The following is a 24,543-nucleotide window of genomic DNA, read 5'->3' as shown; positions in this document are numbered from 1 at the left end:
GTGTACCTGGATCCAGATGTCTCCCATGCGGTGAAGATCCTCATCGTGGGGCATTTCGGGGTCGGCAAGACCACCTGCATCGGCAGTCTCTCGGAGATCGAGCCCCTGCGGACCGAGGAGGAGATCACCGAGGCCAGCGTGGGCTTCGATGACCTGTCGGGCACGCCCGACAAGACGACCACCACCGTCGCCATGGACTTCGGCCGGCTCACCCTGAGCGACACCCTGGTGCTCTACCTCTTCGGTACGCCCGGCCAGGAGCGCTTCAAGGAGATGTGGGAGGAGCTCTCGCGGGGCGCTCTGGGCGCGCTGGTGCTCGTCGACCCGGAGCGGCTGCACGAGTCCTTCCCCGTCCTGGACCTCGTCGAGCGTTTCGGCCTGACGTACGCCATCGCCGTGAACCACTTCGAGGGCACCACGCACTACCCGCTCGACGAGGTGCACGAGGCCCTGAACCTCACCGCGGAGACCCCCGTCGTGGAGTGCGACGTACGGGACGAGAAGTCCTCCGCGCGGGCCCTCATCACCCTCGTGAAACACCTCATGTCCCAACTCGGCTAGGAGCGCAGGAATGCAACAGCCACATGACCCGCAAGAGATACCCCCCGGCTGCCCCGCGCACGGGAACGTCCAGATGTACGGCCCCTCGTTCGGAGCCGACCCCGACAGCCACTACGCGGAGCTGCGCCAGTACGGTCCCAGTGCGCCCGTGGACATCGCCCCCGACGTCCAGGTCGAGCTCGTCACGAGCTACGACGCCGCTCTGTACGTCCTGCAGAACCCCGCGTCCTTCGTGCGCGACTCGCGCCGCTGGAACGCCCTCCACGAGGGCCGCGTCCCGGCCGACAGCCCGGCACTGCCCATGATGGGGTACCGCCCCAACGCGCTCTTCAGCGACGGTGCGGCACATGCCCGGCTGCGGCGGGCCGTCACCGACAGTCTCGCCACGGTCAACGAGCACCAGCTCATCAGGCAGACGCAGCAGTCCGCCAACTACCTGATCAGCCAGTTCAGTACCGACATCCGCGGCCAGGCAGAGCTGATGGCCGAGTACGCCCAGCCGCTGCCCCTGCTGGTCTTCAGCGACCTGTTCGGCTGCCCGCCCGAGATCGGCGACCGCGTGATCGCCGGCATCAGCGGCATCTTCGAGGGAACGCCCGGCGCCGACGAGGTGCTCGGCGGGGCGCTCACCGAGCTGATCGCCCTCAAGCGTCGGCGCCCGACCGACGACCTGACGACGCGTCTGATGGAGCACTCGGCCCAGCTGAGCGACGAGGAGGTGCTGCACCAGCTGGTCACCCTGCTCTCCGGCGGCACCGCGCCGCTGGCCGCGGCCATCGGCACCAGCAGCGCCCTGTACCTCGGCGAGGAGTGGCAGGGCGGCCTGCCGGTCGAGGACGCGGTCTCCCAGACGCTGTGGAACTACGCGCCGATCGCCAACTACGCGGCGCACTACCCCACTCACGACGTGGAGCTCGGCGGCAGGCTGATCCGCGCCAACGACCCGGTGCTCGTCTCGTTCGCCGCGGCCAACACCGACCCGAAGCTGACGGAGCACCGCGAACAGCTCAGCGCCAAGGCGCACTTGGCGTTCGGAGCGGGCCCGCACGCCTGCCCCGCCAAGGACCCGGCCTTCATGATGGCCGTGACCGCCGTCGAGACGCTGCTCAACCAGCTTCACGACGTCGAGCTGCGCGTCCCGTTCAAGTCGCTGACCTGGGCGCCGAGTCCGTGGAGCCGCTCGCTGGTCACCCTCCCGATCCGCTTCACCCCGAGGAGCGTTCACCAGGCGGCCGGGCCGGCCGGACCGGCCGGCCCGAACGCGGGCTGGGCGCCTCAGCAGCAGGCGACCGCCGCCTCCCCCTCCGACACCGGCCCCTCGCGCACCAACTCCGGTGGCGCACCGCAGCCCAAGGGCGGCCTGTTCAGCCGCTTCCTGGCCTGGACCAGGGGCGAGTGAAGCCAAGAGGAGGATGTGATTCTAGTAACGCCTTGAGTACCCACCGGTAGTGGATGCACTAACGATCATGCGGGTATGCATGGCGGCTGGTTCTCAGAAAGGAGCCGCCATCATGGGCGTTGCGACAACTCCGACGTACGACCGCCGGGCGTCCGCCTCCCTCTTCTCCCGTCTACGGACGGCCAGAGGGCAGGCCGACCCCTTCCCCATATACGACGAACTCCTCGCGCGGGGCGAGGTGGTGCCCGCCCCCTGGGGTGGATTCGCCATCACGGGCTTCGCCGCCTGCGACCAGATCCTGCGCAACCGTCAATGGCTGGAGCCCGACCGGGAATGGCGGGAGCGCCAGGGCACCGGGACCCGCTGGAACGCTCCCTCCTCGCGCGAGATGGGCAACACGCTCGCCGCGCTCAACCCCCCGGACCACACCAGGGTGCGGCGGGCGGCGGGCACCTTCGACCGCGGCACCGTGGAACGCATCGGCCGCAACGTGAAGGGGACCGCGGATCAGCTCCTCGACGCCTTCACGGAGCGAATACGCACCGGCGAGGCGGACTTCTCGGAGCTTGTCTGCGAGGAACTGCCGGTGGCCACCATAGGAGACTGGCTCGGACTTCCGCAGGCCGACTGGCCGAGGCTCCGGGAATTGACACACGATCAGGTCTTCACCCAGGAGCTGCTGCCGTCGGCCAGCCAACTGGCATTGTCCGACGCGGCCACGGCCGAACTCCGCACGTATTTCATGGACCTCGTGCGTGACCGGCGCTCCCACCCCGGCGATGACCCCGTCAGCCGGTGGATCCAGACGTGGGACGCGATCGAGCCCGACCGGGACAAGGCCGACGAGGCCGTCTACCACCTGGTGTTGTTCGTCCTGCTGGCCGCCCTGGAAACCACCGCGACCCTCCTCTCGACGATGGTGCTCCGGCTCGTCGAAAGCCCGGACCGCTGGGCCATGGTCGCCGACAACCCGGGCCTCGTGGCCGGGTTCGTGGAGGAGACCCTCCGCTACGACCCGCCCACCCACGTGATCAGCAGGGTCGCATCGCAGGACTCCGTGCTGGGCGGCTTCGAGATCCGCCGCGACGAGATGGTCCACCTCATGATCGGAGCGGCGCACAGGGACCCGTCCCGGCACCGCGACCCGGACCGGTTCGACCCCGAACGCGCCCCCGACCACCTCGCGTTCAGCGGCGGCATCCACTACTGCCTCGGCGCTCCGCTGGCCCGCATCGAAGCCCAGACCCTTCTCCACCAACTGGTCCGGCGCCTCCCCCGCCTGACCCTCGTACGCCCCCCGTCGATGGCGCCCCGCGTGGCGTTCCGGCGACTCCTGAACCTGGACGTAGCACTCGCATGACCGACTCGACCCCCATCCCCACCCTCCTTTCCTCCCCCTCCCCCTCCCCCTCCGCCGTCCCCGCGCACGTCCCCGCGCACATCCGCACCGCTCCCAAGGCGATACGCATCGAACAGGACGGCCCCGTACTGCACGTCCGCCTCAACCCCTGGGGGCAGGACGACACGTTGGACACCGCGGTCCTCGACGATCTCATCACCCTGCTCGACGAGCTCCACGAGAGACCCGACGTCCGGATCCTGACGCTGTCGTCACTGGGTTCGGACTTCTGCCTGGGCGCCGACCGGGGCGAGTACCAGGAGGCCTTGGCCGCCGATCCGTCCGGCGTGGGCCTGCGGCGCATCGCCGACAAGGCACACCGCCTGTGCCAGGCCCTGGAAAACACCCACGCGGTCACCATCGCCCGGCTGCACGGGCGGGTCATCGGCGCTGGCCTCGCCCTCGCCTCCTTCTGCGATCTGCGCGCCGGCGCCGACACCAGTCGCTTTCGCATGCCGGAGGTCGGCATAGGGCTGCCGCCCGCCTGGGGCGGGGCCATGGGACGCCTGGTCTCCGAGGCCGGCACCTCCAGGATTCGCGAGCTCCTGCTCACCTGCGACGTCTTCGACGCCGACACGGCCCACCGGATCGGCCTGCTCCACAAGACCGCCCCGCTCGATCAGTTGGACAACGTCGTCGATTCCTGGATCAGGCCCCTCGTCCGGCGCTCCCCCGAAGCGCTCGTCCTGACCAAACGGATGATGGCCGGCTACGCACGGGCGGACAGGACGGCAGACGTCTCCCTGCTCGACTCCCACCTTCTGGCAGCCACCCTCCAGCAGCACGCACGCGGCTGACCAGGGAGGGGCCCCGGTATCCGTTAACGGTATCGCCGGGGCCCGCCCCCTCTGTTGCCTTCGTCGGTGTCAGCCGCCCGTGGCCGTGGCCGGGCCGTCGTGAGTCTGGTGGGGCGTGATCCGTTCGAGGATCTCCGCGTAGCGGGACCGTTTGTCGGGGCGGGCGTGGACGGTGACGTGTCTGAGTGCCGGGATCGCCGATGTGCCCATGGTGACGAGCCCCTCGGCCGCAGCCCTGCGGACGACGTGGTGCGGGTGCTCCAGCAATCCCGTCAGCGCGGGGATCGCGGGGACCCAGGTCGCGTGGCAGAGGGTACGGATGGCGGTGCGCACCAGGTCCGGCTGGGGGTCGTCCAGCAGGATCGACGTGTGGTGCAGGTGGGTCTGCCGGTCGAGCATGGCCCGCGAGGTGCGGTGGGCGTGCAGACGGACCTTGGGCTTGGGGTGACGCAGCAGCTCGCCGATCAGGTCCCGCAGGCCGGGGTCCTGGTCGGCGTCCGGGCCGGTGTGTCCCTCGGACAGCCGCGTGAGTGCGTGGCGTATCCACACCGGGTCGCCGGTCCGGGCCAGATCCAACAGCTCCTGCCGGGAGCGGAGTTGTGACGCCCCCGCCGCGGCGGCCGGGCCACGGTCGCGGAGTGCTGCCAGCGCGTCGGCATCCTGCCGTACGGTGCCCGGGCGGCGCAGCGGACCTTCTTCGAGGAGCAGGCTGTCCGCGAGGTCGTCGCGTCCTTCGGCGCGCAGCCGACGGCAGGTCTCCGTGAGCGCGGGGGTGCGCAGCAGGGGACGCCCGCCGAGCAGGTCGAGGAACCCCCAGGCACCGGCGTCGAGGCGGTCGCCGAGGCACTGCGCAAGTACGTCGGCGGGGACCCCGCGCAACGCCTGCCCGGCCGCGGAGCTGCCGGCCGGCGGGTCGTGCTCCCACCATTCCAGCAGCAGCGGGACCAGCGGCTCCAGGTCCCACGGGTCGAGTCGGCTCGCCGTGAGGGCGACCCGGTCGTGCAGGATGCCGTCCTCACGGAGTTCGCTCGCGTCGATGGCGCTCAGTGCGCGGGCCAGGTCGACACCGACGGGTACGTCGACGCGGCCGCGCAGAAACGCCCGGAGCACGGCGAGCCCGCACTCGGGCTCGGGCCATTCCAGGAGTGCGAGGGCCGCGGTGTGCCGGCGGTCCTGGGCAGGTGCCCGCAGCATGGCCAGCAGGCGGTCCCGCAGTGCGGTCGACCGGGGCTGGTCGAGGTCGTCGATGTGCACGGTCCTCGGTCGCGGCTCCGGCGCCGGCGCGTGGGCGGTTTCGGCGAGGGTCCAGGGTGGTGCGTCGAGGGGCTGGACGTCCGTCATCCAGTCGATGAGAGCTGCGCGGACCTCGGCGCCGGCCCTGGGGTAGACACCGATCAGCGCGGTCAGGCGGTCCCGGGAGGCCGGGACGGTCCCCTCGTGCTGCCGGCGAGGGCGGTCGCTCCGGCGGAATTCCTCCAGGGCGGCCGGTGTACGCACCGCGTCATCCAGCGCGGCCCGCCACGCGTCGGCTTCGGCCGACTCGGTGGCCGACGCGCTGGCTACCGCGGTGGATGCCGCGGTGGATGCCGCAGTGGATGCCGCAGTGGCCTCAGGGAACTGCGGGGCGGCGAAGGCGGCCCGCAGTGCCGCGGTCTCGGCCTGCCGGGGGTTGGTGCCCAGCCGGGCCGAGGCCAGCGCCTGGTCGAGGTCGGCGCGGACCAGTACCGCGCCGAGGCTGCGGAGCAGCGTCAGTGTGGACGGGCTGTCCGCGGGGGCGTGGGGCAGTGCGCGTACCGCCTCGGCCAGGCCCTGCCTCTCGACCTCGGGAAGAGTCGGCGCGACCGCTTCGAGTACCGCCATGAGCTCGTGCCGGTCTTCCGCGGAGGCCTCGGCGAGCCCGTCGCGCAGGACCCGTGTGTGCCGGGCGAAGGCTGTCAATTCCTCGGGCGTCCACCGGGCGGGGCAGATCCGGAGCGTCAGCCGCAGGACGCGGGCTCGGCCGGCGGGTTGTTCGCCGGCGGCCAGGCGCAGCCAGTCCGGCAGCATGGGCCGAAGCGCCCGCAGCCGGGTGGGATCCGGCAGCTCGCGCCGTGCGGCGAGGCGTAGGGCGACCGGCGTGTGCCAGCCCCGCGTCTCCAGCGAGTCGACGTCGAGGCCCGCTCCGGTGTCCACCGCCGACCGAGGTGCGGCGGGCGTGGTGATCCCGTGCTGGGCCATGGCCGTCGACAGGTCCTCGACCGTCCCGGAAGCAAGGCAGACCCGGCCGGTCGCCACGAGGGCGAGCAGGGTCGGCGCGACCCGTGATGCCTGGTCGTCCAGGGCGCGGACCGAGCGCGCCGTCAGGGTCTGGTCGAGGCCTTCGAGCAGCAGTTCGCGAGCGCGGCCGTCATCGGTGTGTTCGGCGGCGGCGAGGACGGTCGCCTGGTACGCGTCGCCGAGGATGGCGCGCAGCGCCTCGATGAGCGTGCCGCGCAGTCCCGGATTGTCGTGACGCCCGAGCCGGAAGAGCAGTGCCGGTACCACCGCAGGCGTGCCCGCGGCGACCAGGACCGCGGCGGCGGTCTTCTTGATGTTCATGTTCGGATGGCCGAGACATGCGGCGATCGCGCTGGAGGCCCAGCGGGCGCGCGCGTGGCCGAGGGCGAGCAACGCCTGCCGGACGGTCTGGATGTCCTGGGCGGCGGTCAGTGCGATCAACGTCGCCGACAACGCCTGCGCATCGTCCCCCGTGGCGTCTCGGGCGAGCAACGCGATCACGTGCTTGCGCACGTGCCGGTCGCGGTGGCGCAGCAGCCGGTGCGCCCGCGCACGGGTGCCCGCGTAGGGGGCCCGGAGCAGGAGTTCGAGCAGGATCGTCTGCTCGCCGCTCGACAGCCCGGGCCGGTCCAGCAGGTCCAGCGCCATGGTCGCGACGAGCGCGTGCCCCGCCTCCCCCGGAGTCTGCGCGTCGAGCAGGCAGGAGGGCCTGATCCGCCCCCGTTCGTGGAGCCGGCGGCCCAGGCCGTGTACGGCGTCCAGGATCTCCCCGGGTACCACGGGCTCCCCGGCCGGCTGTCCGGCCCGCAGTCCGGCCTGCTGTCCGGCCGGCTGTCCGCTGTCGGGCCGCGGTGCGGGTCCGCCCGGCTCCCGGGACGCCGCCAGCTCGGCCACGATGCGCAGGAGGAGGTCCGCGATGACCGGCAGGGTACCGGCGCCGCCGTGCGCGGCCAGTCTGCACAGGGCCGCCACGGGCTGGTCAGGGTCCAGATGGGAACTCAGGAGGGCCAGTTCCCGCTCGTCCGGCCCACCGAGGTCCGCCGCGATGCGCGCCGGCAGATCGGCGGGATCGAGGCGGACGAGGAGGGCACCGCGCTGTGACGGATCGTCGGTGAGGTGCCACAGCACCTCAAGGGCCCGGTTCCGCACCGCGCGGAGGTGCGACGCGATCTCTCCCCCGCTCTCCTGCGGCTCCTGCGGCTCCTGTGCCTCCTGCGGCTCCAGTGCGGCGAGGCCGAGCCCTTCCCTCAACGTGGTCGTCGTCCGGTGCCCGCCGATGGCCTCCAGAGCGTCCAGGGCCGCTGCGGGCGCCGACGGCAGGAGGGCGATCACCGCGTCTTCGGCATCCGCGTGGCGCACGGCGCGGATCGCGTCGAGGAACGGCCCCGGCACGGGAGCCGAGGGAAGGACCCGGGTGATCGCGTCCCCGATCGGAAGCTCTCCCGCCCCCTGTCCGGCCAGGGCGACCAGCAGCGTGAGCCGACGCGGCCAGCTCGGATCGTCGGCGGGCGCGTCCACCAGTACGCGGAGCATCTCCTGTCGGCAGGTGAACAGGATCGTGGCGACCTCGTGGGGCGCGATCGAGTGATCGGCCAGCGCCAGGCCGATGAGGGACGGGACGTGCGCACCGTCCGGGAAGTGTCCGCGCCGGTGGAGCCCGCGCAGGCAGGTCACCGCCGGGCCGCCGAACAGCAGCGGGTCGCGTGCGGCGATGGCCGTCAATGCGCCGATGTCCCCGCGGTCGGCCAGGTCACCGAGCAGTTCCATCGCGCGCCGGCGAAGACCCGGCGGCAGATCCGGATCGTCGATGACCTGCCGCAGCAGGCCGTGGTGTCCGTGGTGGGCCGCGGCCGCCAGTGCGGCTTCGGCGGCCTGCGGCCGTGTGATCACCGAATCGGCGGCGAGGAAGGGCGACAGCCGCCCCGGGGGCAGTGGCTCCAACGCCGCCCAGGGCTCGGCGAGTTCCCCCAGTGCGGCGGCGACGACGTCCGCGCTGCCGGCGCCGAGCAGGCGGATCACGTGTGCGCGTACCAGTACGGGAGCCAGCAGGCCGGCGTGCAGCCCCTGCCGGGCCAGCCGCAGCGCATCGGCCTGGAGCACCGGGTCGCCGCTGTCCACCAGCTCCTTCACGAGGTGTTCGGGCCGGTGCGCGGAGGTGGCGGTCGTCTCCCGCACGGCCTGGTAGAGCAGTTCGCCCGCAGGCTCCTTCCGGAGCAGCGCCGGATCGTTCAGGAGCTCGGCGCGCAGCCATGCGATCCGTACCCGTACCGGCAGCCCGGCCGTACGCCACGACGGCCGGCGGGGCGCCGGGAGGTACGGCCCCAGTCGTTCGTGGAGCCGCGCCAGGACGAGCGCCTCCTCCGGCGCTCCCGGCACCGACACCGGCAGCAGTTCCGCGAGCTCGGCCATCTCGTGCTCGTCGCCCGTCCGGCCCGACGTGACGCGCTCGGACAGGAGGACCAGCCCCAGATGCCGCAGGCGGGAGTCCTCGTGCCGGATGAGGAGTCCGAAGACGGCCGGCGGGCAGAACGGTGCGTCGAGCATCTCCGCCAGCCGGCCGACGTCGGCTCGGCGCACCGCATCGTGGAAGGACTTGTCTGCCGGCATCGTCATCGTCGGACTCTAACCGGGACGTTCCCGGCGCCACCATCTTGTTTTCGCGCTGACGACGAGGTCCGAGGGGACGGCGGCCCAGAGGACGGCGGCCGCCCCCTTCGGGATTGGCCCTGCTACCGGAGCGGCGGGATCACCGCAGGGCGGCGGACACCGCGTCCGCCATCACCTTCTGGCCGGTGGCGTTGGGGTGGAACGGTCCGGCCTGGGCGACCGGCTGCGCACCCTCGATCCAGGGAGTGGCCGAGCAGATGTCGTGGCCCGCGGTCGGGGTCGCCGTATCCACGTACGTGGCGCCGTTGGCTGCGGCGGTGGCCTTGAGCATGGCGTTGAGCTTGCCGAGGGTGTCGTACAGGTAGCCGACGTCGCCGGCGGTGATCGGCTGCTTGCCCGCACAGGTCGACCCGTCGGCCGGCATGACGGACGGGTAACCCATCAGCAGGACACGCGCGTTGGGCGCCTGGGTGTGGATCCGGTTCAGCGCCTCGGCGAGCTGCGGCGCGGTTGCGGCGATCCGGCCGGCCAGGTCGTCGCTGCCGTACTTCCAGGTCCCCGTGGACCAGTCCCAGTGGCCGTGGTGGAAGACGTCCTTGCAGGGCGTGCCGTCGGGGTTGACCAGCGCGCCGACGAGACAGACGCCGATCAGCTCCACGAGCCCGAGCGCGCTGGCGCCGAGGTCGTTGCCGCCCATGCCGACGGTCACCAGGTCGGTGTCGGCGGTGATGGCGTCCAGTTGGGCGGTGTCGCCCCACGGCAGACCCTCGTACTGGGGCTCCGTCAAGGCCTTCGCCTTCGCGCCCGAGCAGGTGACGTCGGTGTACGTGTCGACCTGGAGGGCGGCGGCCACCAGGTGGCCGTAGTTCTGGTCGGAGCGCATGCAGAGACCGCCCGACTGGCCGGCCAGGCCGGCGCCGGATGCGTACGAGTCGCCGAGCGCCACGTAGCGACGGGGGGCGGGGCTGACGGCCTGCGCACTGGTGGAGGTCAGCGAGAGGGCCACGCCCAGGGCGGCCGCGGCGAACAGGGCGGACCTCCCGGAGGTACGGGAGGTGCGGGAGGTACCGGAGTTGCCGGTTTTTCTTGCGGGGTGCAGCACGGGTGCTCCTGAGGGTGAGGGAGAGCCATTGAGGGCCACCGCGGCAGGGGTTCACGACCTGTGCCGCGGCGGGGTATGTGGGGGGCCGGCGGGGGGCCGGCGGGATGTGGCGGCTGTCGTCGGCTTCCGTCAGCCGACGAGCAGGTGCTGCTTGAGGTCGTTCAGCTCACCGGCGTGCACGTCCAACGCCTGGTTCAGATGGGCGCCGAAGGATCCGTAGTCGGCGCGGTGCGGTCCTTGCCGGAGGTGCAGTGGATGAGGACCGCGCCCTCGCCGTTGTTCTCGATGCCTTCGAGAACGGAGGCGTACGCGGTCTTGGCGCTGCCGCCCCCGACCATGGAGGTGTTGCTCTCCGTCATCATCTGCGCCGATGCCTCGGGCGACGTCGGAAGGGTGGTCGCGTTGCCGCCGCGATCAGCCGCCGACTACCGGCAGCACCAGCCTGCAGAGATGCCGCGCATGCGACGGGTCGAGGGCGTTGAGGGTCTGACGCAGCGCCACACTGTCCTTGGGAATTCCCAGGTGGTCCGTGAAATCCTGTGCACACACGTCCTGGAGCAGGATGTTGGTGACGTTCGGTCCCATCAGGAAGCTGCTCGCGTACGGCGTGACGGCCTGGTCGTATCTACTGGCGATCACGGTGTAATGCACGCCGTCGACGGTTTCCCCGCCGGAATTCAGGGCCGTGATGAAGTCGGAGCCGGCCATCTGCTGCACGCAGGCGGCGCACATCGACGCGACCAGATCGGCGGCGCCCGGAATCGACGCGACCAGATCCGCCAGTCCCGACATGGTGGTGCCGTGGCTGGGGGGCGCGAGACCGATCAATTCGCGAACCTTGGAGGCTCCGCCGAGGCTCTTGACGACGTACCGTGCCAGCACGCCGCCCTGCGAGTAGCCCACGAGGTCGACTTCGGCCGCTCCGGTCGCTCCGAGCACCCGGTCGATGAACCCGGCAACCTGGCGGGCGCTGGTGGGGATGTCGCCGTATCCGTGGACGGGACTGCCGGCCGCGCCACCGTAGTTCAGCGCGAAGACGCAGTACCCCTCGCCGGCGAGGGCCTGGGAGAACTTCTCCCACTCGGCCATGCTGCCCACGGTGCCGTGCACCAGGACGACGGGGTACGGGTGGGTGGCGGTGGGCTGGCAGCCGAAGTCGTTGGAGCCGGTCGGGGAGCCGTCCCCCTCAGTCGACTCCACCAGGCTGCCGGCGCTCGAGGTGAGCGCCGCGCGGGAACCCGGGACCGTGGCGGACGCTGCGCCGGGCACGAGCCCGACGAGCAGCGCGGAGGCGGCGTACCGCGGGACGCCTGCGCCTCGTGGGCGTTTTCGGGGGGAGCACAGGGGAGGCGACATCAGCGATCTCCACATCTCGACGGTGCACCAAGGCGAGGAGCAACTGCCAGTGGGCGCACGGGAGTTACGGGTAAGTTACCGAGGAGTTACCAAGTGACACGTGTCATCAGACCGTCATGCCGCCAAAACGTCAAGTGTGTTGTCATAAGACTCCCGGCGCCCGAGGCCGGACGCGGAAGTCGGCTGCGTGACGAGCGAACGACGCCGTCCCGCCGGGTTCAGCAGCCGGACGCCGACGGCGGTTCGCGGTCCGTGCCCTGCAGTCGCGCTGCCACGGCGGCGAGCAGCAGGTCGAGCGCGAAGGGGTAGCCGCTGGTCTCCATCTCGGCGGCGAGCAGCGGCAGGGTGGCTGCGATGTGGGGATGCGTGTCGGACGAGAGCCCGCCGTACGCGGCCGACCAGACTTCGCCGTCGGCCTCGCGGGCCGCGTCCGGCAGGGCGAGCGCGGCGGCGTCCAACGCGGCGAAGGCCAGGGCCTGGTCGGCGAGGGCGTGGTAGATCCGTACCGCGTCGCGATCGGGACAGCCCGCCTGGCGCAGCACGCCGAGGATCGCCTCGACCGCCGCCGTCTCGTGGGCGCGGCCGGTCGTCCGGTGCGCCGCCAAGTGGGCTGCCCGCGGTTGCTCCAGGTACGAGGCGTGCACCCGGAGACCGAGCGCACGCAGATCGGCCCGCCAGTCGCCGGTGGGTTCCCAGCCGTGCACCGCGCGGCCGATGAGCTCGTCCGCCACGGCGAGCAGCAGATCGTCGGTGGTGCGGAAGTACCGGTAGACCGAACTCGGGTCACATCCCAATGCGGCACCCAGCCGCCGCACCGAGAGGGCCTCCGCGCCGTGCTGCGAGACGAGCCTCAGAACGGTCTCCACGATCAGCCGCTGCGACAGCACGACGCCCTGCCGGGTGGGCCGGCGCCGTCGCCGCTGCCCTTCCGGAACCACCCGCTCGGCCATGGGCGCACCCTACGACAACGCCCTTGTCTGTGGAACGGAACCGGCCGGCCAGGAGGTGCGGAACTTCTCTGATCAGATCCAGCCCCGCCGGGCCGCGACGGCTCCCGCCTGGAAGCGGTTCGCCGCGCCCAGTTGGTCGTGCAGGCGGCTCATCCGCCGTCGCATGGTCCGTACCGACCAGCCCAGCTGGCGCGCTATCGCCTCGTCCTTCAACCCGCTGACCAGCAGGGCGAGGAGCAGCCGGTCCTCCTCGCCGGGCTCCGCGGACTCCTCGCCGGGGCCCGCCGGCTCCGGCGGGGCGAGCAGCGGGGTCGCCAGGGTCCAGCACAGCCGCCAGTAGTCCGTCAGCGCGTCGAGCAGTGAGGACGGGCGGATCACCGCCGCCCGTACGTCCGTCAGGTCCAGCGACAGCGGCATCAGCGCCAGCGCGTCATCCGCGATCGCCAGCTTGATGCGCAGTCCGGGCAGCACCCGGGCCTGTTCCCCCTGGGCCACCAGCCGCCGGATGTCGTCCAGCACGCCCGGCCACTCCAGCGCCTCCGGGGCGTACACCGCGCGGTACGTCAGCCCGCCGCGCATCGCCGTCTCCTCCACCGGGTTGGCGGTGGTCAGGGCGTAGGGCGGCCGGTCCAGGGTGCGGACCTGCTGCCTGGCCTCCTGCTGGAGCCGTACGAACCAGCGGCCCAACGCCTCCCGGCCGGAGACGATCTCGACCTCCTTGGCGTCGCCGCGCCGGGCGGCCTCGAAGAGCCCGGCGAGCTCGCCGGCGGCCGACCGTACCCGGCCCAGTGCCACGGTGCGCTCCTGGATCAGCGCCTCCACGGCATGCTGCGGGTCGATCGCCGCATAGCGCCGCCGGGGGCCGGACAGCCGCCCGACGAGCCCGCGGTCGTGCATCCGGTCGAGTGCCCGCGCCACCCGCTCCGAGGACGCGCCGAGCTCGCCCGCCAGCTCGGCGGGCGCCGCCGCCTGCCGGGCGAGCAGTGCGCGGTAGACCTGTTCGTCGAAGGCGTCGATACCGACGGCAGCCAGCTCCTGGGACATGCGGGCCATCGTGGCCCACTTGTGCCAGCGGCAGCAATGGGCCGCGGGGAACCGTTGCCCCATCCGGACCGGGCCGCATTAGGTACCGCCTATGGGTCACTCACACCGAAGAACTGCGCACACGGGCCTGGTGGCCGCGGTGCTCGGCGGACTGCTCGCCTCGGTCCCGCCGGCCGTCGCCGCCCCCGACTCCGCGAGCCAGGGCACACAACGGGTCATCGTCGAGTTCGAGGGCGCCGCGGCGCTCGAGGCCGCGCCCGGCTCCGTCAAGAACGCCAAGAACGCGAAGGCCGCGGAGGTGACGGCCGAGCGCGAGAAGCTGACCGGCAGACACGACGAGTTCCTGGCCAGGGCGAAGGGCGCCGGCATCGCCGCCAAGTCCGTACGCCGGCACACGCTGCTGCTCAACGCCGTGGCCATGACCGTCGGCGCCGGCGATCCGGCGAAGCTGCGGAAGCTGCCCGGCGTGAAGTCCGTCAGCCCCGCCGGCACCTCGCGCGCCCTGGATACCGACGCCAACGGGGTCGTGGGCAACCCGGCCCTGTGGGCCCAGGAGGACCCGAGCGGCGTCAAGGTCACCGGCAAGGGCGTCACCGTGGCCGTCATCGATACCGGGGTGGACTACACCCACCCCGATCTGGGCGGCGGCTTCGGCGAGGGCCGCAAGGTCGTCGGCGGCTGGGACTTCGTTGACAACGATGCCGACCCGATGGACGACAACGGCCACGGCACCCATGTCGCGGGCATCGTCGCGGGCAGGGCGGCCGCCGGGGGCGGCGTCACCGGCGCCGCGCCGGACGCCGAACTGCTGGCGTACAAGGTGCTCGGCGCGAACGGCAGCGGCGACGACTCCGGCATCATCGCGGCCATCGAGGCGGCGGTCGACCCGGCCAATCCGCACCGCGCCGACATCATCAACATGAGCCTCGGCAACAGCACGGGCACCGCGAGCGACCCGCTGTCCCGGGCGGCGTCCGCGGCCGTGGACGCCGGCGCCCTGGTCTTCGCCTCGGCCGGCAACTCCGGTCCCGGCTACTGGACCGTCGGCTCCCCGGCCGCCGCTCCCGGCGTCATCGCCGTCGGCGCCTCCACCAGCGGGATCAGGCTGCCCGTCCTCACGGTGGCGGGCGACACCCTGCAGAGCTACCGCGGCGGGCGTTCCGCGAACCCGCCGGCCACGGCGGTGACCGCCGGGGTCGTCACCATCGGCATGGGCACCGCGGAGGACTGGGCGAAGGCGGGCGACGTCAACGGCAAGGTCGTGCTCTACGCGATCCCGCCAGCCGTGAACCCGTACGACGTGTGGCCCGAGGAGCTGGAAACCTGGCGCGAGGCCGAGCGGCGCGGCGCCGCCGCCCTGGTGGGCGGCGTCGGCGGTGGAGGCGGCGGCCCGGTCGTGTTCGGCGGCAAGAGCCGTGCGAACCCGCTCCAGCCGCGGCGCGAGCAGGAGCCCACCCGCACCGGGGCAGCCGCCCGTACCGGGGCAGCCGCCCGGAGCGAGGTACTGCTCGGTGCGACGCCCGCGGAGTCCGGCGACTCCCTGCGCCTGGACCGGCTGGTCGTCACCGGCGTGGACCACGAGACGGGCGGGCAGCTCGCCTCGCTGGCCGAGTCCGGCGGCGAACTGGTGCTCGGCGGCCGCGACTCCACTGACGAGATGGCCTCGTTCTCCTCCCGCGGCCCGGACTCCGAACGGCTCGGCCTGAAGCCCGAGATCGTCGCCCCCGGCGTCGAGATCCTCTCCACGGTGCCCCGGAGCCTCGAGCCCACGGGCTACCGGCGGATGTCCGGCACCTCGATGGCCTCGCCGCTCGCCGCGGGCTCCGCGGCGCTGCTGCGCCAGCTGCACCCGGACCGCCCCGCGGACCGGCTGCGCGCCGAAGTGATCGGTTCCGCGAAGCCGCTCGACGGCCCCGACCTGCAGTCGCAGGGCAGCGGCCGGCTCGATACCGCCGCCGCGGCCCGGACCGGGCTGTACGCCTCCCCCGCCACCGTCTCCTTCGGCCTGGCGCACATGGACCAGCCGAAGGTCACCGGCAGCAGTGAGATCACCCTCCACAACACCGGCAGCGCACCCGTCTCCGGAAAGGTGACCGTCACCGGCCCCGCCACCGTCACCCCGGACCACGTCGACGTCCCGGCGGGCGGCACCGCGAAGGTCACGCTGACCGTCGAGCGCGACCGGCCCGACATCACGGACTACGCCACCAACTACCTGAGCGGCCGCGTCACCCTCACCCCCGAGGAGGGCCGGGCACTCACCGTCCCGTACCTGATGGCGGCGATCCCGCTGTACGTCGACCCGGCCGAGGACCCGTCCAACGACGGCTCCACCACCGTCTACGTCTACAGCCCGACGCCGCTCACCGCACCGCCGGTGCTGACGGTCACCCCGCCCCACGGCAAGCCCTACGCCAAGGCGACGGCGCCCACGACCGACCCGTCCTACTACCGGGCCGAGTTCACCGGTCTCGGATCGGGCGTCCACACGATGACCGCCCGCGCCACCGCGTCCGCTACGTCCGCCACGTCCACCACGGTGCGCCAGTACGGTACGGGCGCCTTCGAGGTGACCCTGACGGCGCCCAAGGCCAAGAACTGGAAGGCGGTCGGCCCGAACAGCGCCGTGGGCACCACCCAGCTGGCCCCCGGCGCCCCGGACCAGGCCGTGATGACCCAGGGCACCCGCCCGGGCGCCTGGCTCACCACGGACGGCGGCAAGAGCTGGCAGCAGCGGGGCCACACCCCGGTCAGCAACGCGCTGACCGAGCCCTCCCTGGTCATCGACTCCCGCAATCCGAACCGCTGGTGGGAGGCGGTGGTCAGCGCGCACCCGTCGGCGTTCCCGGAGGGCGGCCTGCTGATGCGCACCGAAGACAGCGGCCGCAGCTGGGAGCGGATGGCCGGTCCGCCGGCCCCGGTCACCGATCTGAGCGCCGACGCCCGGACGCGCGTCCTGCTCGCCGCGTCGGACTACACCGGTGAGCGGTTCGTCAGCCGGGACCAAGGCGCCACCTGGACGCCGGTCGACCTCACGGGGATCACCGGGTACGTCGGCAAGAGCGTGATCGGCGGCGACGACCTGTACGTCTGGGCCGGCCAGGCGATCTGGGTGATCCGCGACTTCGTCACCGGCGCCCCCCAGCCCGCGCAGAAGGTCTTCCAGGCCACGCCCCGCGTGCAGATCATCGGCGGCTTCGACGCCGACGGACCGCTGGTCGCCATCAAGGTGCAGGGCCAGAACTCGGGCCTGTACGTGAGCCGTGACGGCGGCCGCAGCGTCGAGAAGACCGGCCGCACCTTCAGCGGCCTGGTCGACGTCTCCGGCGGCGACATCTACCAGGACGACCTGAGCGGCACCGGCGCCCTGAGCCGCGACGGCGGCCGTACGTGGTCCACGGCCACGCAGCCCGTACAGGGTTCGGTGGTCTACGACTACGACCGATGGGCCGACGGTTCCCACACGATCGGGTCCGGCGCCGCCGGTCTCTTCCGGTCCACCCGGGAGGGCGGCTACCGCCGGATCGGCGTCCAGGGCGAGTCCGTGCCCGCGCTGGCGACCTTCGGGGACCAACTCCTCGCCGGTACCTCGGTCGGCACCTACCGCACCACGGTGCCCGCCGCGAGCCCCGAATGGGGTGCGGCGGAGCGCGAGGGCACCACCGGTACCGGTGTCGTCGGGTTCCAGCCGTCCACGGCGGACCCGAAGTCCGGCTGGCAGCTGGTCAATTACCTGTACGACCTGGTGCTGCAGAAGACCACGGACGCCGGCCGGACCTGGTCGGACGTCGCCAAGCGTGAGGCGAACGGGACCGCGTTCCTGGTCGACCCCGCGAACCCGGACCGGATGCTGGTCTCGTACCGGGGATCCGGCACGGCCGGTCTCTACACCACCACCGACGGCGGCGCCCACTGGAAGACCTTCGACCAGGGCCGGTACTACGACACCATCGTGGCCGACCCCGGCAAGCCGGGGCGGATCTGGTTCGGCGGCTGGTGGGGACTGTCCTACTCGGACGACTTCGGAGCCACCATGAACCAGGTGTCCGAAGCCGAGGTGCACGCCATCGAGTTCACCGACGGGGCCATGGTCACGGGCGGTCAGGCGATCCGGGTCAGCAAGGACGGCGGCAAGACCTTCACCAAGGCCGACACCGGCGCCCTGCGGATCAGCGTCTGCGACCTCCTCCGGGTCGGCAACACCCTCTACGCGGGCACCAACACCCGCTGGATGGACTTCACCCCCACCGGCGGGCGAGGCGTACTGCGCTCCACCGACGGCGGGCTGACCTGGCACAACATCTCCCGCTCGATGCCGAACAAGGACGTGCTGTCCCTGGCGGCCTCGCCCGACGGCCGGTACCTGTTCGCCGGCGTCGACCAGGGCGGCGTCCACCGCCTGGAGCTGGACGACTGAGGCGGTCCGGGCCCTCGCGGCCCGGGCCGTGACGCTCAAGGCCGGTGCGGCCGCCGTACGAGAAGGCGGCCGCACCGGTCTTCCGGGCGTCATCCGAGAGCGGCGTGATCTTGACAAGTCTTCATGGGCATGACACCTGTGGGTGCTGCACCACTCCCCACCCATCAGCGGCACCCCACCCCGAAGGGGGCGATCAGCGCATGCCCAGGCCTGAGAGCGCGGAACACGACTACGACGTCGTCATCAGCGGAGCCAGCCTCGCCGGCAGCGCCGCGGCGATCCTGCTCGCCCGACGCGGCGTCCGGGTCGCCCTGCTGGAACGCCGCTCGGACCCCGAGGCGTACAAGGTGCTGTGCACCCACTCCATTACGGCCAACGCCCATCCGGTGCTGGACGAGCTCGGCCTCGTCCCCGCCCTGAAGGAGGCGGGAGTCCCCAGCAACGAGGCTCGCTGGTACACCCGTTGGGGGTGGATCGAGCCGAAGCCAGCGCCGGGCGGGCCCGAGTTGCCGTACGGGTACAACGTCCGGCGCAGCACCCTCGACCCGTTGATCAGGTCCCGTGCGGCGCAGACCCCCGGCGTCGACCTGCTCCTCGGCCACCGTGTGACCGGGCTGGTCCGGGAAGCCGGGCGGACCGTGGGGGTCCGCGCGTCGACCCCGGACGGCGAGCGCGAGATCCGGGCCCGCCTGGTGATCGGCGCCGACGGCAAGGACTCGGCCGTGGCCGAGTTCGCCGGGATGCGCACGTGGAAGCACGAGAACACGCGCTTCGGCTACCTCGCCCACTACCGCAACCTCCCGCTGCCCGACGGGATCGGCCGCACCTGGTTCCTCGAACCCGACATGGCGTACGCGTTCCCGAACGACGACGGGGTGACGGTCCTCGCCGTGCTCCCGGACAAGAAGCGGCTCCCGGCCTTCCGGGAGGACCTGGAGGGCAGCTTCTCCGCGTTCGTCCGCGACCTGCCCGAGGCACCGCCCATCGACTCCGCCGAACGCATCTCGAAGATCATCGGCACGGTCGACTACCCGCTGCAGATCCGGAAGCCGACCTCACCGGGCGTTGCGCTCATCGGCGACGCCGCCCTCACCGGCGACCCCCTGTGGGGAGTCGGATGCGGGTGGGCCCTGCAGTCCGCGCAGTGGCTGGCCGAGGCGGTCGCCCCGGCCCTGGCCGGCCGGGGCAGCCTCGACAGGTCCCTCGGACGGTACAAGCGACGGCACCAGTGGCGACTTCGCGGTCACCAGCAGCTGGCCATCGACTTCGCCAAGGCCCGTCCGTTCAATCGCGGGGAGGCGCTGGTGTTCTCGGCGGCGGCCCGCGATGCGTCGATGGCGCGGCACATGCACCGGTTCGGGTCCCGCCTGATCGGTCCCGTGCGGTTCCTGAACCCCGTGGTGCTGGCCAAGGCAGCGATCATCAACATCAGACATCGCGAGGTCTGATGCGCCCGACCGGATCAACCCGGGCGGGTCGCGCCGCCGTTGCGGCCGGGTAGCAGGACACGGACCGTGAGCCCCCACCCGCGTGGGGCGTGGCCACGACCTCGCCGTGGTGCGTGGCGGTGATCGCCCGGACCACGGCGAGCCCCAGCCCTAACCCGCTGCCGCGCGCCCGGCCCTGGTGGAACGGCGCGAACAGGGCGGGAACCTCCTCCGGCGGCAGGACGGGGCCGGTGTGTGCGCAGGTCCGGGATAGGGTGCCGCCGACGGACGTACACGGGTGGGCGGGGCGGGACATGACACTGCGGGACGGGGATCCGCGGGCGATCGGCGGGTACGTCCTGATCGCCCGGCTGGGTTCCGGCGGGATGGGGACGGTGTACTCGGGGCGGGCCGCTTCGGGGCGGCTCGTCGCGGTGAAGCTGGTGCACCAGCAGTTCGCCGACGACCCGGAGTTCCGGACCCGGTTCCGGCAGGAGGTGGCGGCCGCCCGGCGGGTGAGCGGGGCCTTCACCGCCGCGGTGGTGGACGCCGACCCGGACGCGGAGCGGCCCTGGATGGCCACCCAACTGGTGCCGGGGCGGACCCTGGGCGCGCGGGTGAAGGCGGACGGGCCGCTGCGCGGGAGCGCGCTGCGCGTGCTCGCGCTCGGACTGGTGGAGGCGCTGCGCGAGCTGCACACCACCGGGGTGATCCACCGCGATCTGAAGCCGGACAACGTCATGCTGACGGACGACGGGCCGCGGGTCATCGACTTCGGGATCTCGCGGGCGACGGGGCAGCAGACGCTGACCTCGACCGGGCAGATCCTGGGGACGCCGCCGTACATGTCGCCGGAGCAGTTGTCGGCTCCGGCGCGGGTGCGGGCCTCGTCGGACGTGTTCTCGCTGGGGTCGGTGCTGGTGTTCGCCGCGACCGGGCGGGGGCCCTTCGACGCGGAGTCGCACTACATGACGGCCTACCGCGTGGTGTCGGAGGCGCCGGACATCGCGGGCCTGGCCGATTCGCTACGGGGCGTGGTCGGGGCGTGCCTGGCCAAGGAGGCGGCCGCCCGGCCCGGCCCGGACGAGCTGTTGGAGGCGCTGGCGCGGATCCCGGCGGCCGACTGGGAGAACCCGGCCGGCGAGGACGGGGACCCGGGCGGGGAGGCCCGTAAGCCCCTCGGAGCCGGGACCTGGACTGGTTCGCGGGCCGGCGCGGAACCGGATCCGGCGGCCGGTGGCGACGTCGGTGCCGGTGCCGGTGCGCGCGCCGACGGCGACGGCGACAGCGACGGCCCGGCGGGATCGCCGGCCCCGTCCGGGGAGGGAGCCGAGGACACCGGCGGCCCGCTCACCCACCGGTCCGGGCCGCCCACCGGCCCCGCCGGGGACGCGGCGGCGGCCCTGCGGCCCCGGCGGCCGCGCAGGCCCCGTAGGCCCATCCTCCTCGCCGGGATGCTCGTGGCTTCGCTGCTGGCCGGCGGCGGGGTCTACCTGCGGTTCTCCCCGTCGGACGGCGGCACGCGGGACAACGCGAAGGCACCCGCGTCGTCCGCCGGGCCGTCCGGGACGCCCAGCCCGTCGGGCAGCCCCGGCGGCGCCACGCGTACGCCCTCCCGGCCGGCGGTCACCGGGACCCTGGCCCCGTACGTGGCCACCGACGGCGGCAGCCCGGCCGGCAGTCGTGCCTACGCGGACCCGCCCGCCCGGCGCCCCGTCGGCTGGCGGGCCTGGGACGGTGCGAAGGACGAGGGAGCCTGCGTGTACGCGGACTCCTCACTGGTGTGTACGCAGCCCCGCCCCAGCAAGGAGCTTCCGGGCGACGGGCTCAGCCGGTTCGACGCGGCGACCGGCGAGATGCTGTGGGGACAGCTGTTGCAGGATTCCGTGGAAGGGCAGGCCCCGCTGGTGGCCCCGGGAGCGGTCGCCGGAACCCACACGGTGATCGTGCCCGGCAGCAAGGGGTTCACCGCGCTGGACCTCGACGAGGGCATCGACCGGTGGGAGTTCCCCACCAAGGAGAAGCTGAAGCGGGCGGTCCTGGACGCGGCCGGCAGCCGGGTGTTCGCGGTCTCCGAGTCCGGTACGGTCACCGCCCTGGAGACCCGGTACGGGAAGCTCCTGTGGCAGCAGGCGGTGTCCGGATCCGAGGACGGCTACCCGGCGCTGAGGGTCGACGGGGACCGGGTGTACGTACAAGGGCGGACCCAGAAGGCCGACATGGGGTTCCAGACCTTCGTGACCGCCCTCGACGGGGCCACGGGGAAGAAGCTGCCGTTCGGGACCCCCCAGGACGGCACCCGGTTCGCGATGCCCGGGACCTGCGAGACCCGCGGACTGACGCTGACCAGGGACTTGTACGAGGCGACCGTCTTCCTGTGCAGCAAGGAGAACGGGGCGGGCGTGCTGCGCGGCGAGCCGGCCATGCGCCGGAGCGCCGACCTGCCGTACGCCGGGACGACCCTGTCCGGGCCCGCCGCGGCCGGGGACAAGGTGTACCTGATGGCGACCGCGGCGGGCGGCGAGCCGGGCTTCATGGAGCTCAACCAGGAGTCCGGCGGCGCCGTGTGGCGGATCCCGCTGGCGAAGGAGTGCACCGACCCGGAGCGCCCGGAGGCCGCGAACGCGGTGGTGGTGACCGACGGGCTGGCGTACGTACGGTGCCGGACCGCAGGTGTGGTCATCGACCTGGCCTCCCGCAAGCAGACGGGCCGGTTCACCGTCCCGGGCGGCGTCCGCCCCGGGACGGACGGCCCGTCCGGCTTCCTGGTGGTGGGCGGAATCGTCTTCACCCCGACCGCCAAGGGGTGGTCGTCCGTCGAACCCTCCGCGGTCTAGCGACCCCTGTTAGACACTTAGCTAATGTGCTAAATATCTAACATGACAGACGACCAGGACGAGGCAGGGGCCTTTCGCGCGCTCGCCGATCCCACAAGGCGCCAGATCCTTGAGGACCTCCGAGGTGGCGAGCTCGCGGCAGGCGAGATCGCGAGCAGGTTCGCGATCAGCGCGCCGTCCATTTCACGGCATCTCGGCGTGCTCAGGGGAGCGGGACTGGTCACCGAGCGCCGGGACGGCAACCGGATCCTCTACACACTGGCCGAGGATCGCCTGGCGACCTCCATCGGTCGGTTTCTCAGCGCCGTCTGCCCCGAGCAGATCGTTCTGCGCCACACAAAATGGCGCCCCGGGGCGCAGAGCGAGGGATCATGAGGCAACCACGTCTGTCCAGCGTCGTTGAACGACGGCTTCTGGTGAACTACCGGGTCGCCCCGGAAGCCGCGGCACGCCTGCTCCCCGAGCCGCTGCGCCCGCAACTGGTGCACGGACACGCGGTCGCTGGCATCTGCCTCCTGCGACTGGGAAGTGTCCGGCCGACCTGGGCCCCGAGGGCGTTCGGCCTGCGGAGCGAGAACGCGGCACATCGGATCGCCGTCGAATGGGACGGACCGGACGGCGTCGAAACCGGCGTCTACATCCCACGTCGCGACACCGCCTCGCGGCTCAACGTCTGGGCCGGAGGCCGCATCTTCCCCGGCGAACACGGCCGCGCCGATTTCGAGGTGCACGAGACGCCCGGCCAGGTGCGCGTCGCCTTCGCGACCTGGAACGGGGACACCCGGGTGGACGTCACGGTCGAGCCTTGCGAGGAGCTGCGGGGCAGCGAGCTCTTCGCTGATCTCGCCGAGGCCTCCCGCTTCTTCCAAGGCGGGGCGAAGGGGTACTCGGCCACCAGGTCCGGCCGCCACCTGGACGGCATGGAACTGCACACCGACGCCTGGCACGTGGAAGCCGGCCGGGTTCGCTCCGCCGCCTCGTCCTTTTTCGACGACCCGGACCACTTCCCGCCCGGGAGCGCAACCCTGGACTGCGCCCTGGTCATGCGCGACGTTCCCGTCAGCTGGTGGCCGCTCCCGACCATGTCCACCGACCGAGTTGCCCAACGCGCCCAGTGATGCGCTCAGTCACATCTGCGGCGGGCTCCGCCGGATTCCAGGACGTGGCCGCCCCGCACCGAGAGCAGCACGGCACGAGGCGGGACACGGACCCCGATTCCGGACGGCCTAGCCGATGCCGGGGATCTGGCGGTCCCTGAACGCCGTCCGGACGGCGTCCGCGGCGCTCGTCCCGTACATGCTCCGAGCGGTGGCGATCGTGGCGAGCGCCGCGTCGCGGAAGCTGGTGTCGGGTGCGAAGTCGAACTGTGCGTTGACGATGATGCGGTCGGCCGTCCTCGCGCCCAGGGCCCCGCGGATGTCGAGGAGGGCACGGGACCAGATCTCGCCGTCCGCGTGCACCTCGCCGGTGCGGTCCGCGTAGACCTTGTCGCCGTCGATGCGGCGCAGGCAGTGCGGGGCCGCGCTGTAGCCGACCGAGTCCCAGTCGGCCACGCACGCCGGGTCCGTGCCGCGCGGCCAGCCGCGCACGGCGGCGGCGTGGTCGCCGACCGAGACGGCCAGGTAGTCGCCGAAGGCCTCGCCTATCGCCCCGGCCTCCGGGGAGGTGCCGAAGCCGGGGACCTGCGCGTGGTGCACCGCGTGCCCGTACTCGTGGACGATGACCTCCGCGTCCTCGGCGTCGTCGACGCCGCCCTTGCCGAAGCGGATCTCGGCCTTCTTGTCGGTGAAGAAGGAGTTGTCGGCGCCCCACTGGTTGAGGCGGACGGGCTGGGCGCGGTCGTTGGCTCCGCGCAGTTCGCTGCCGAAGCCGAGGCCTTGCAGGTACTCCTGCGCCTCGTTGACCCAGAAATAGGCCATGACCTGCTCGAATTGGTCGTCGGCGCGGGTGTAGCGGCCGGCGTCCAGGGCGGCCGCCGGTGCGCCGGTCTCCGACCGGATGTACGCCCACCGGCCGGAAAGGCCCCCGCTGCCGTCCAGGTTGCGGAGCGCGGCCGAGGCGTAAGCGGAGTCGGGTACGGCGCCGGCCGAATCCTTGGCGTCGACGAGCGTCTGATCACCGGTGGACTGGACGGGGTTGACCATGAAGACGCGGCCCTGGGGCAGGGCGGACGCGGGCGCCGAGGCGTCGGCCGAGGCCGGCACGGCCAGGCCGAGCAGGGTCAGCGACGCGATCACGGCAGCGGTACGGCCGCGGGAGGTACGGCGGGGCATGGACATCCTCCTGTGAGGGACGTGTGGTGCCGGAAGAACGTGCGTGGTGAGGTGCGGACGCGATCCTTGCTCAAGATCCCCGCGTTTGACCAGCCCCGGAGCGAAGCCACTGATCCGC

The 24,543-nt window shown here is 72.4% G+C and carries 17 protein-coding genes; 9 read left to right on the top strand and 8 right to left on the bottom strand.

Translation table 11 applies throughout. The features are described 5' to 3' along the window. From AC3IYI_RS31645 to AC3IYI_RS31630, 4 genes are all read left to right on the top strand, one after another. Complete coding sequence (locus AC3IYI_RS31645; protein ID WP_489406888.1) at positions 1-561, top strand: GTP-binding protein; 561 nt, start codon at positions 1-3, stop codon at positions 559-561. A gap of 10 nt (positions 562-571) precedes the next feature. Next, positions 572-1,960 (top strand): cytochrome P450 family protein, encoded by a 1,389-nt coding sequence (locus tag AC3IYI_RS31640; protein ID WP_489406887.1) that lies wholly within the window; start codon positions 572-574, stop codon positions 1,958-1,960. Between the two features lie 112 nt (positions 1,961-2,072). Further along, positions 2,073-3,320, top strand: a complete 1,248-nt coding sequence (locus AC3IYI_RS31635) for a cytochrome P450 (RefSeq protein WP_489406886.1) — start codon at positions 2,073-2,075, stop codon at positions 3,318-3,320. Then, positions 3,317-4,156 (top strand): enoyl-CoA hydratase/isomerase family protein, encoded by an 840-nt coding sequence (locus AC3IYI_RS31630; RefSeq protein WP_489406885.1) that lies wholly within the window; start codon positions 3,317-3,319, stop codon positions 4,154-4,156. The genes AC3IYI_RS31635 and AC3IYI_RS31630 overlap by 4 nt, the downstream gene beginning before the upstream one ends. 69 nt (positions 4,157-4,225) lie before the next feature. Here AC3IYI_RS31630 and AC3IYI_RS31625 read toward each other — a convergent pair whose 3' ends face one another. The 6 genes from AC3IYI_RS31625 to AC3IYI_RS31600 form a co-directional block, all read right to left on the bottom strand. Next, positions 4,226-9,025, bottom strand: a complete 4,800-nt coding sequence (locus AC3IYI_RS31625) for a HEAT repeat domain-containing protein (protein WP_489406884.1) — start codon at positions 9,023-9,025, stop codon at positions 4,226-4,228. A gap of 133 nt (positions 9,026-9,158) precedes the next feature. Further along, the gene (locus AC3IYI_RS31620) at positions 9,159-10,121 is read right to left on the bottom strand and encodes an SGNH/GDSL hydrolase family protein (RefSeq protein ID WP_489406883.1); all 963 of its coding nucleotides are present in this window, start codon (positions 10,119-10,121) and stop codon (positions 9,159-9,161) included. Between the two features lie 194 nt (positions 10,122-10,315). Beyond that, positions 10,316-10,483, bottom strand: a complete 168-nt coding sequence (locus tag AC3IYI_RS31615; RefSeq protein ID WP_489406882.1) for a tyrosine-protein phosphatase — start codon at positions 10,481-10,483, stop codon at positions 10,316-10,318. Positions 10,484-10,535: 52 nt separating this feature from the next. After that, a complete protein-coding gene (locus AC3IYI_RS31610) occupies positions 10,536-11,477 on the bottom strand; it encodes an esterase/lipase family protein (RefSeq protein WP_489406881.1) in 942 nt (313 codons plus the stop codon). 218 nt (positions 11,478-11,695) lie between these two features. Further along, complete coding sequence (locus AC3IYI_RS31605; RefSeq protein WP_489406880.1) at positions 11,696-12,427, bottom strand: TetR/AcrR family transcriptional regulator; 732 nt, start codon at positions 12,425-12,427, stop codon at positions 11,696-11,698. A 72-nt stretch (positions 12,428-12,499) separates the two neighbouring features. Further along, a complete protein-coding gene (locus tag AC3IYI_RS31600) occupies positions 12,500-13,471 on the bottom strand; it encodes a helix-turn-helix domain-containing protein (protein WP_489406879.1) in 972 nt (323 codons plus the stop codon). Positions 13,472-13,562: 91 nt separating this feature from the next. Between AC3IYI_RS31600 and AC3IYI_RS31595 the strand changes: the two genes are divergently transcribed. After that, positions 13,563-17,888, top strand: coding sequence for a S8 family serine peptidase (locus AC3IYI_RS31595; protein WP_489406878.1), 4,326 nt, complete (start codon positions 13,563-13,565; stop codon positions 17,886-17,888). A gap of 200 nt (positions 17,889-18,088) precedes the next feature. Next, positions 18,089-19,336 carry an NAD(P)/FAD-dependent oxidoreductase gene (locus tag AC3IYI_RS31590; protein ID WP_489406877.1) on the top strand — a complete coding sequence of 416 codons (1,248 nt, stop codon included), beginning with the start codon at positions 18,089-18,091 and terminating at the stop codon, positions 19,334-19,336. Here AC3IYI_RS31590 and AC3IYI_RS31585 read toward each other — a convergent pair. Beyond that, positions 19,317-19,631, bottom strand: a complete 315-nt coding sequence (locus AC3IYI_RS31585) for an ATP-binding protein (RefSeq protein ID WP_489406876.1) — start codon at positions 19,629-19,631, stop codon at positions 19,317-19,319. The genes AC3IYI_RS31590 and AC3IYI_RS31585 overlap by 20 nt on opposite strands. Here AC3IYI_RS31585 and AC3IYI_RS31580 point away from each other — a divergent pair. Genes AC3IYI_RS31580 through AC3IYI_RS31570 form a run of 3 tightly spaced genes read left to right on the top strand, consistent with a single transcriptional unit; the run spans position 19,630 to position 23,270 of the window. After that, positions 19,630-22,152, top strand: a complete 2,523-nt coding sequence (locus AC3IYI_RS31580; protein WP_489406875.1) for a protein kinase domain-containing protein — start codon at positions 19,630-19,632, stop codon at positions 22,150-22,152. The two genes, AC3IYI_RS31585 and AC3IYI_RS31580, sit on opposite strands and share 2 nt — an antisense overlap. Positions 22,153-22,194: 42 nt before the next feature. Next, positions 22,195-22,527, top strand: coding sequence for a metalloregulator ArsR/SmtB family transcription factor (locus AC3IYI_RS31575; protein ID WP_489406874.1), 333 nt, complete (start codon positions 22,195-22,197; stop codon positions 22,525-22,527). Beyond that, on the top strand, positions 22,524-23,270 hold the full coding sequence (locus AC3IYI_RS31570) for a DUF2071 domain-containing protein (protein WP_489406873.1): 747 nt from the start codon (positions 22,524-22,526) through the stop codon (positions 23,268-23,270). Before AC3IYI_RS31575 ends, AC3IYI_RS31570 begins: the two co-directional genes overlap by 4 nt. Positions 23,271-23,378: 108 nt before the next feature. Here AC3IYI_RS31570 and AC3IYI_RS31565 read toward each other — a convergent pair whose 3' ends face one another. Beyond that, positions 23,379-24,425, bottom strand: a complete 1,047-nt coding sequence (locus AC3IYI_RS31565) for a M4 family metallopeptidase (protein WP_489406872.1) — start codon at positions 24,423-24,425, stop codon at positions 23,379-23,381. Positions 24,426-24,543 lie beyond the last annotated feature (118 nt).

The sequence above is a fragment of the Streptomyces sp. GL_148 genome, from assembly GCF_057834205.1.
Note: the sequence above shows the minus strand (reverse complement) of the source record. Positions and strands in the feature narration are given on the sequence as shown.

What these genes read in the sequence shown, in the direction of transcription:
- AC3IYI_RS31640 (WP_489406887.1), top strand. Translation starts at nt 572, where the DNA reads ATGCAACAGCCACATGACCCGCAAGAGATACCCCCCGGCTGCCCCGCG.
- AC3IYI_RS31635 (WP_489406886.1), top strand. Translation starts at nt 2,073, where the DNA reads ATGGGCGTTGCGACAACTCCGACGTACGACCGCCGGGCGTCCGCCTCC.
- AC3IYI_RS31630 (WP_489406885.1), top strand. Translation starts at nt 3,317, where the DNA reads ATGACCGACTCGACCCCCATCCCCACCCTCCTTTCCTCCCCCTCCCCC.
- AC3IYI_RS31625 (WP_489406884.1), bottom strand. Translation starts at nt 9,025, where the DNA reads ATGACGATGCCGGCAGACAAGTCCTTCCACGATGCGGTGCGCCGAGCC.
- AC3IYI_RS31615 (WP_489406882.1), bottom strand. Translation starts at nt 10,483, where the DNA reads ATGATGACGGAGAGCAACACCTCCATGGTCGGGGGCGGCAGCGCCAAG.
- AC3IYI_RS31610 (WP_489406881.1), bottom strand. Translation starts at nt 11,477, where the DNA reads ATGTCGCCTCCCCTGTGCTCCCCCCGAAAACGCCCACGAGGCGCAGGC.
- AC3IYI_RS31605 (WP_489406880.1), bottom strand. Translation starts at nt 12,427, where the DNA reads ATGGCCGAGCGGGTGGTTCCGGAAGGGCAGCGGCGACGGCGCCGGCCC.
- AC3IYI_RS31600 (WP_489406879.1), bottom strand. Translation starts at nt 13,471, where the DNA reads ATGTCCCAGGAGCTGGCTGCCGTCGGTATCGACGCCTTCGACGAACAG.
- AC3IYI_RS31595 (WP_489406878.1), top strand. Translation starts at nt 13,563, where the DNA reads ATGGGTCACTCACACCGAAGAACTGCGCACACGGGCCTGGTGGCCGCG.
- AC3IYI_RS31590 (WP_489406877.1), top strand. Translation starts at nt 18,089, where the DNA reads ATGCCCAGGCCTGAGAGCGCGGAACACGACTACGACGTCGTCATCAGC.
- AC3IYI_RS31580 (WP_489406875.1), top strand. Translation starts at nt 19,630, where the DNA reads ATGACACTGCGGGACGGGGATCCGCGGGCGATCGGCGGGTACGTCCTG.
- AC3IYI_RS31585 (WP_489406876.1), bottom strand. Translation starts at nt 19,631, where the DNA reads ATGTCCCGCCCCGCCCACCCGTGTACGTCCGTCGGCGGCACCCTATCC.
- AC3IYI_RS31575 (WP_489406874.1), top strand. Translation starts at nt 22,195, where the DNA reads ATGACAGACGACCAGGACGAGGCAGGGGCCTTTCGCGCGCTCGCCGAT.
- AC3IYI_RS31570 (WP_489406873.1), top strand. Translation starts at nt 22,524, where the DNA reads ATGAGGCAACCACGTCTGTCCAGCGTCGTTGAACGACGGCTTCTGGTG.
- AC3IYI_RS31565 (WP_489406872.1), bottom strand. Translation starts at nt 24,425, where the DNA reads ATGCCCCGCCGTACCTCCCGCGGCCGTACCGCTGCCGTGATCGCGTCG.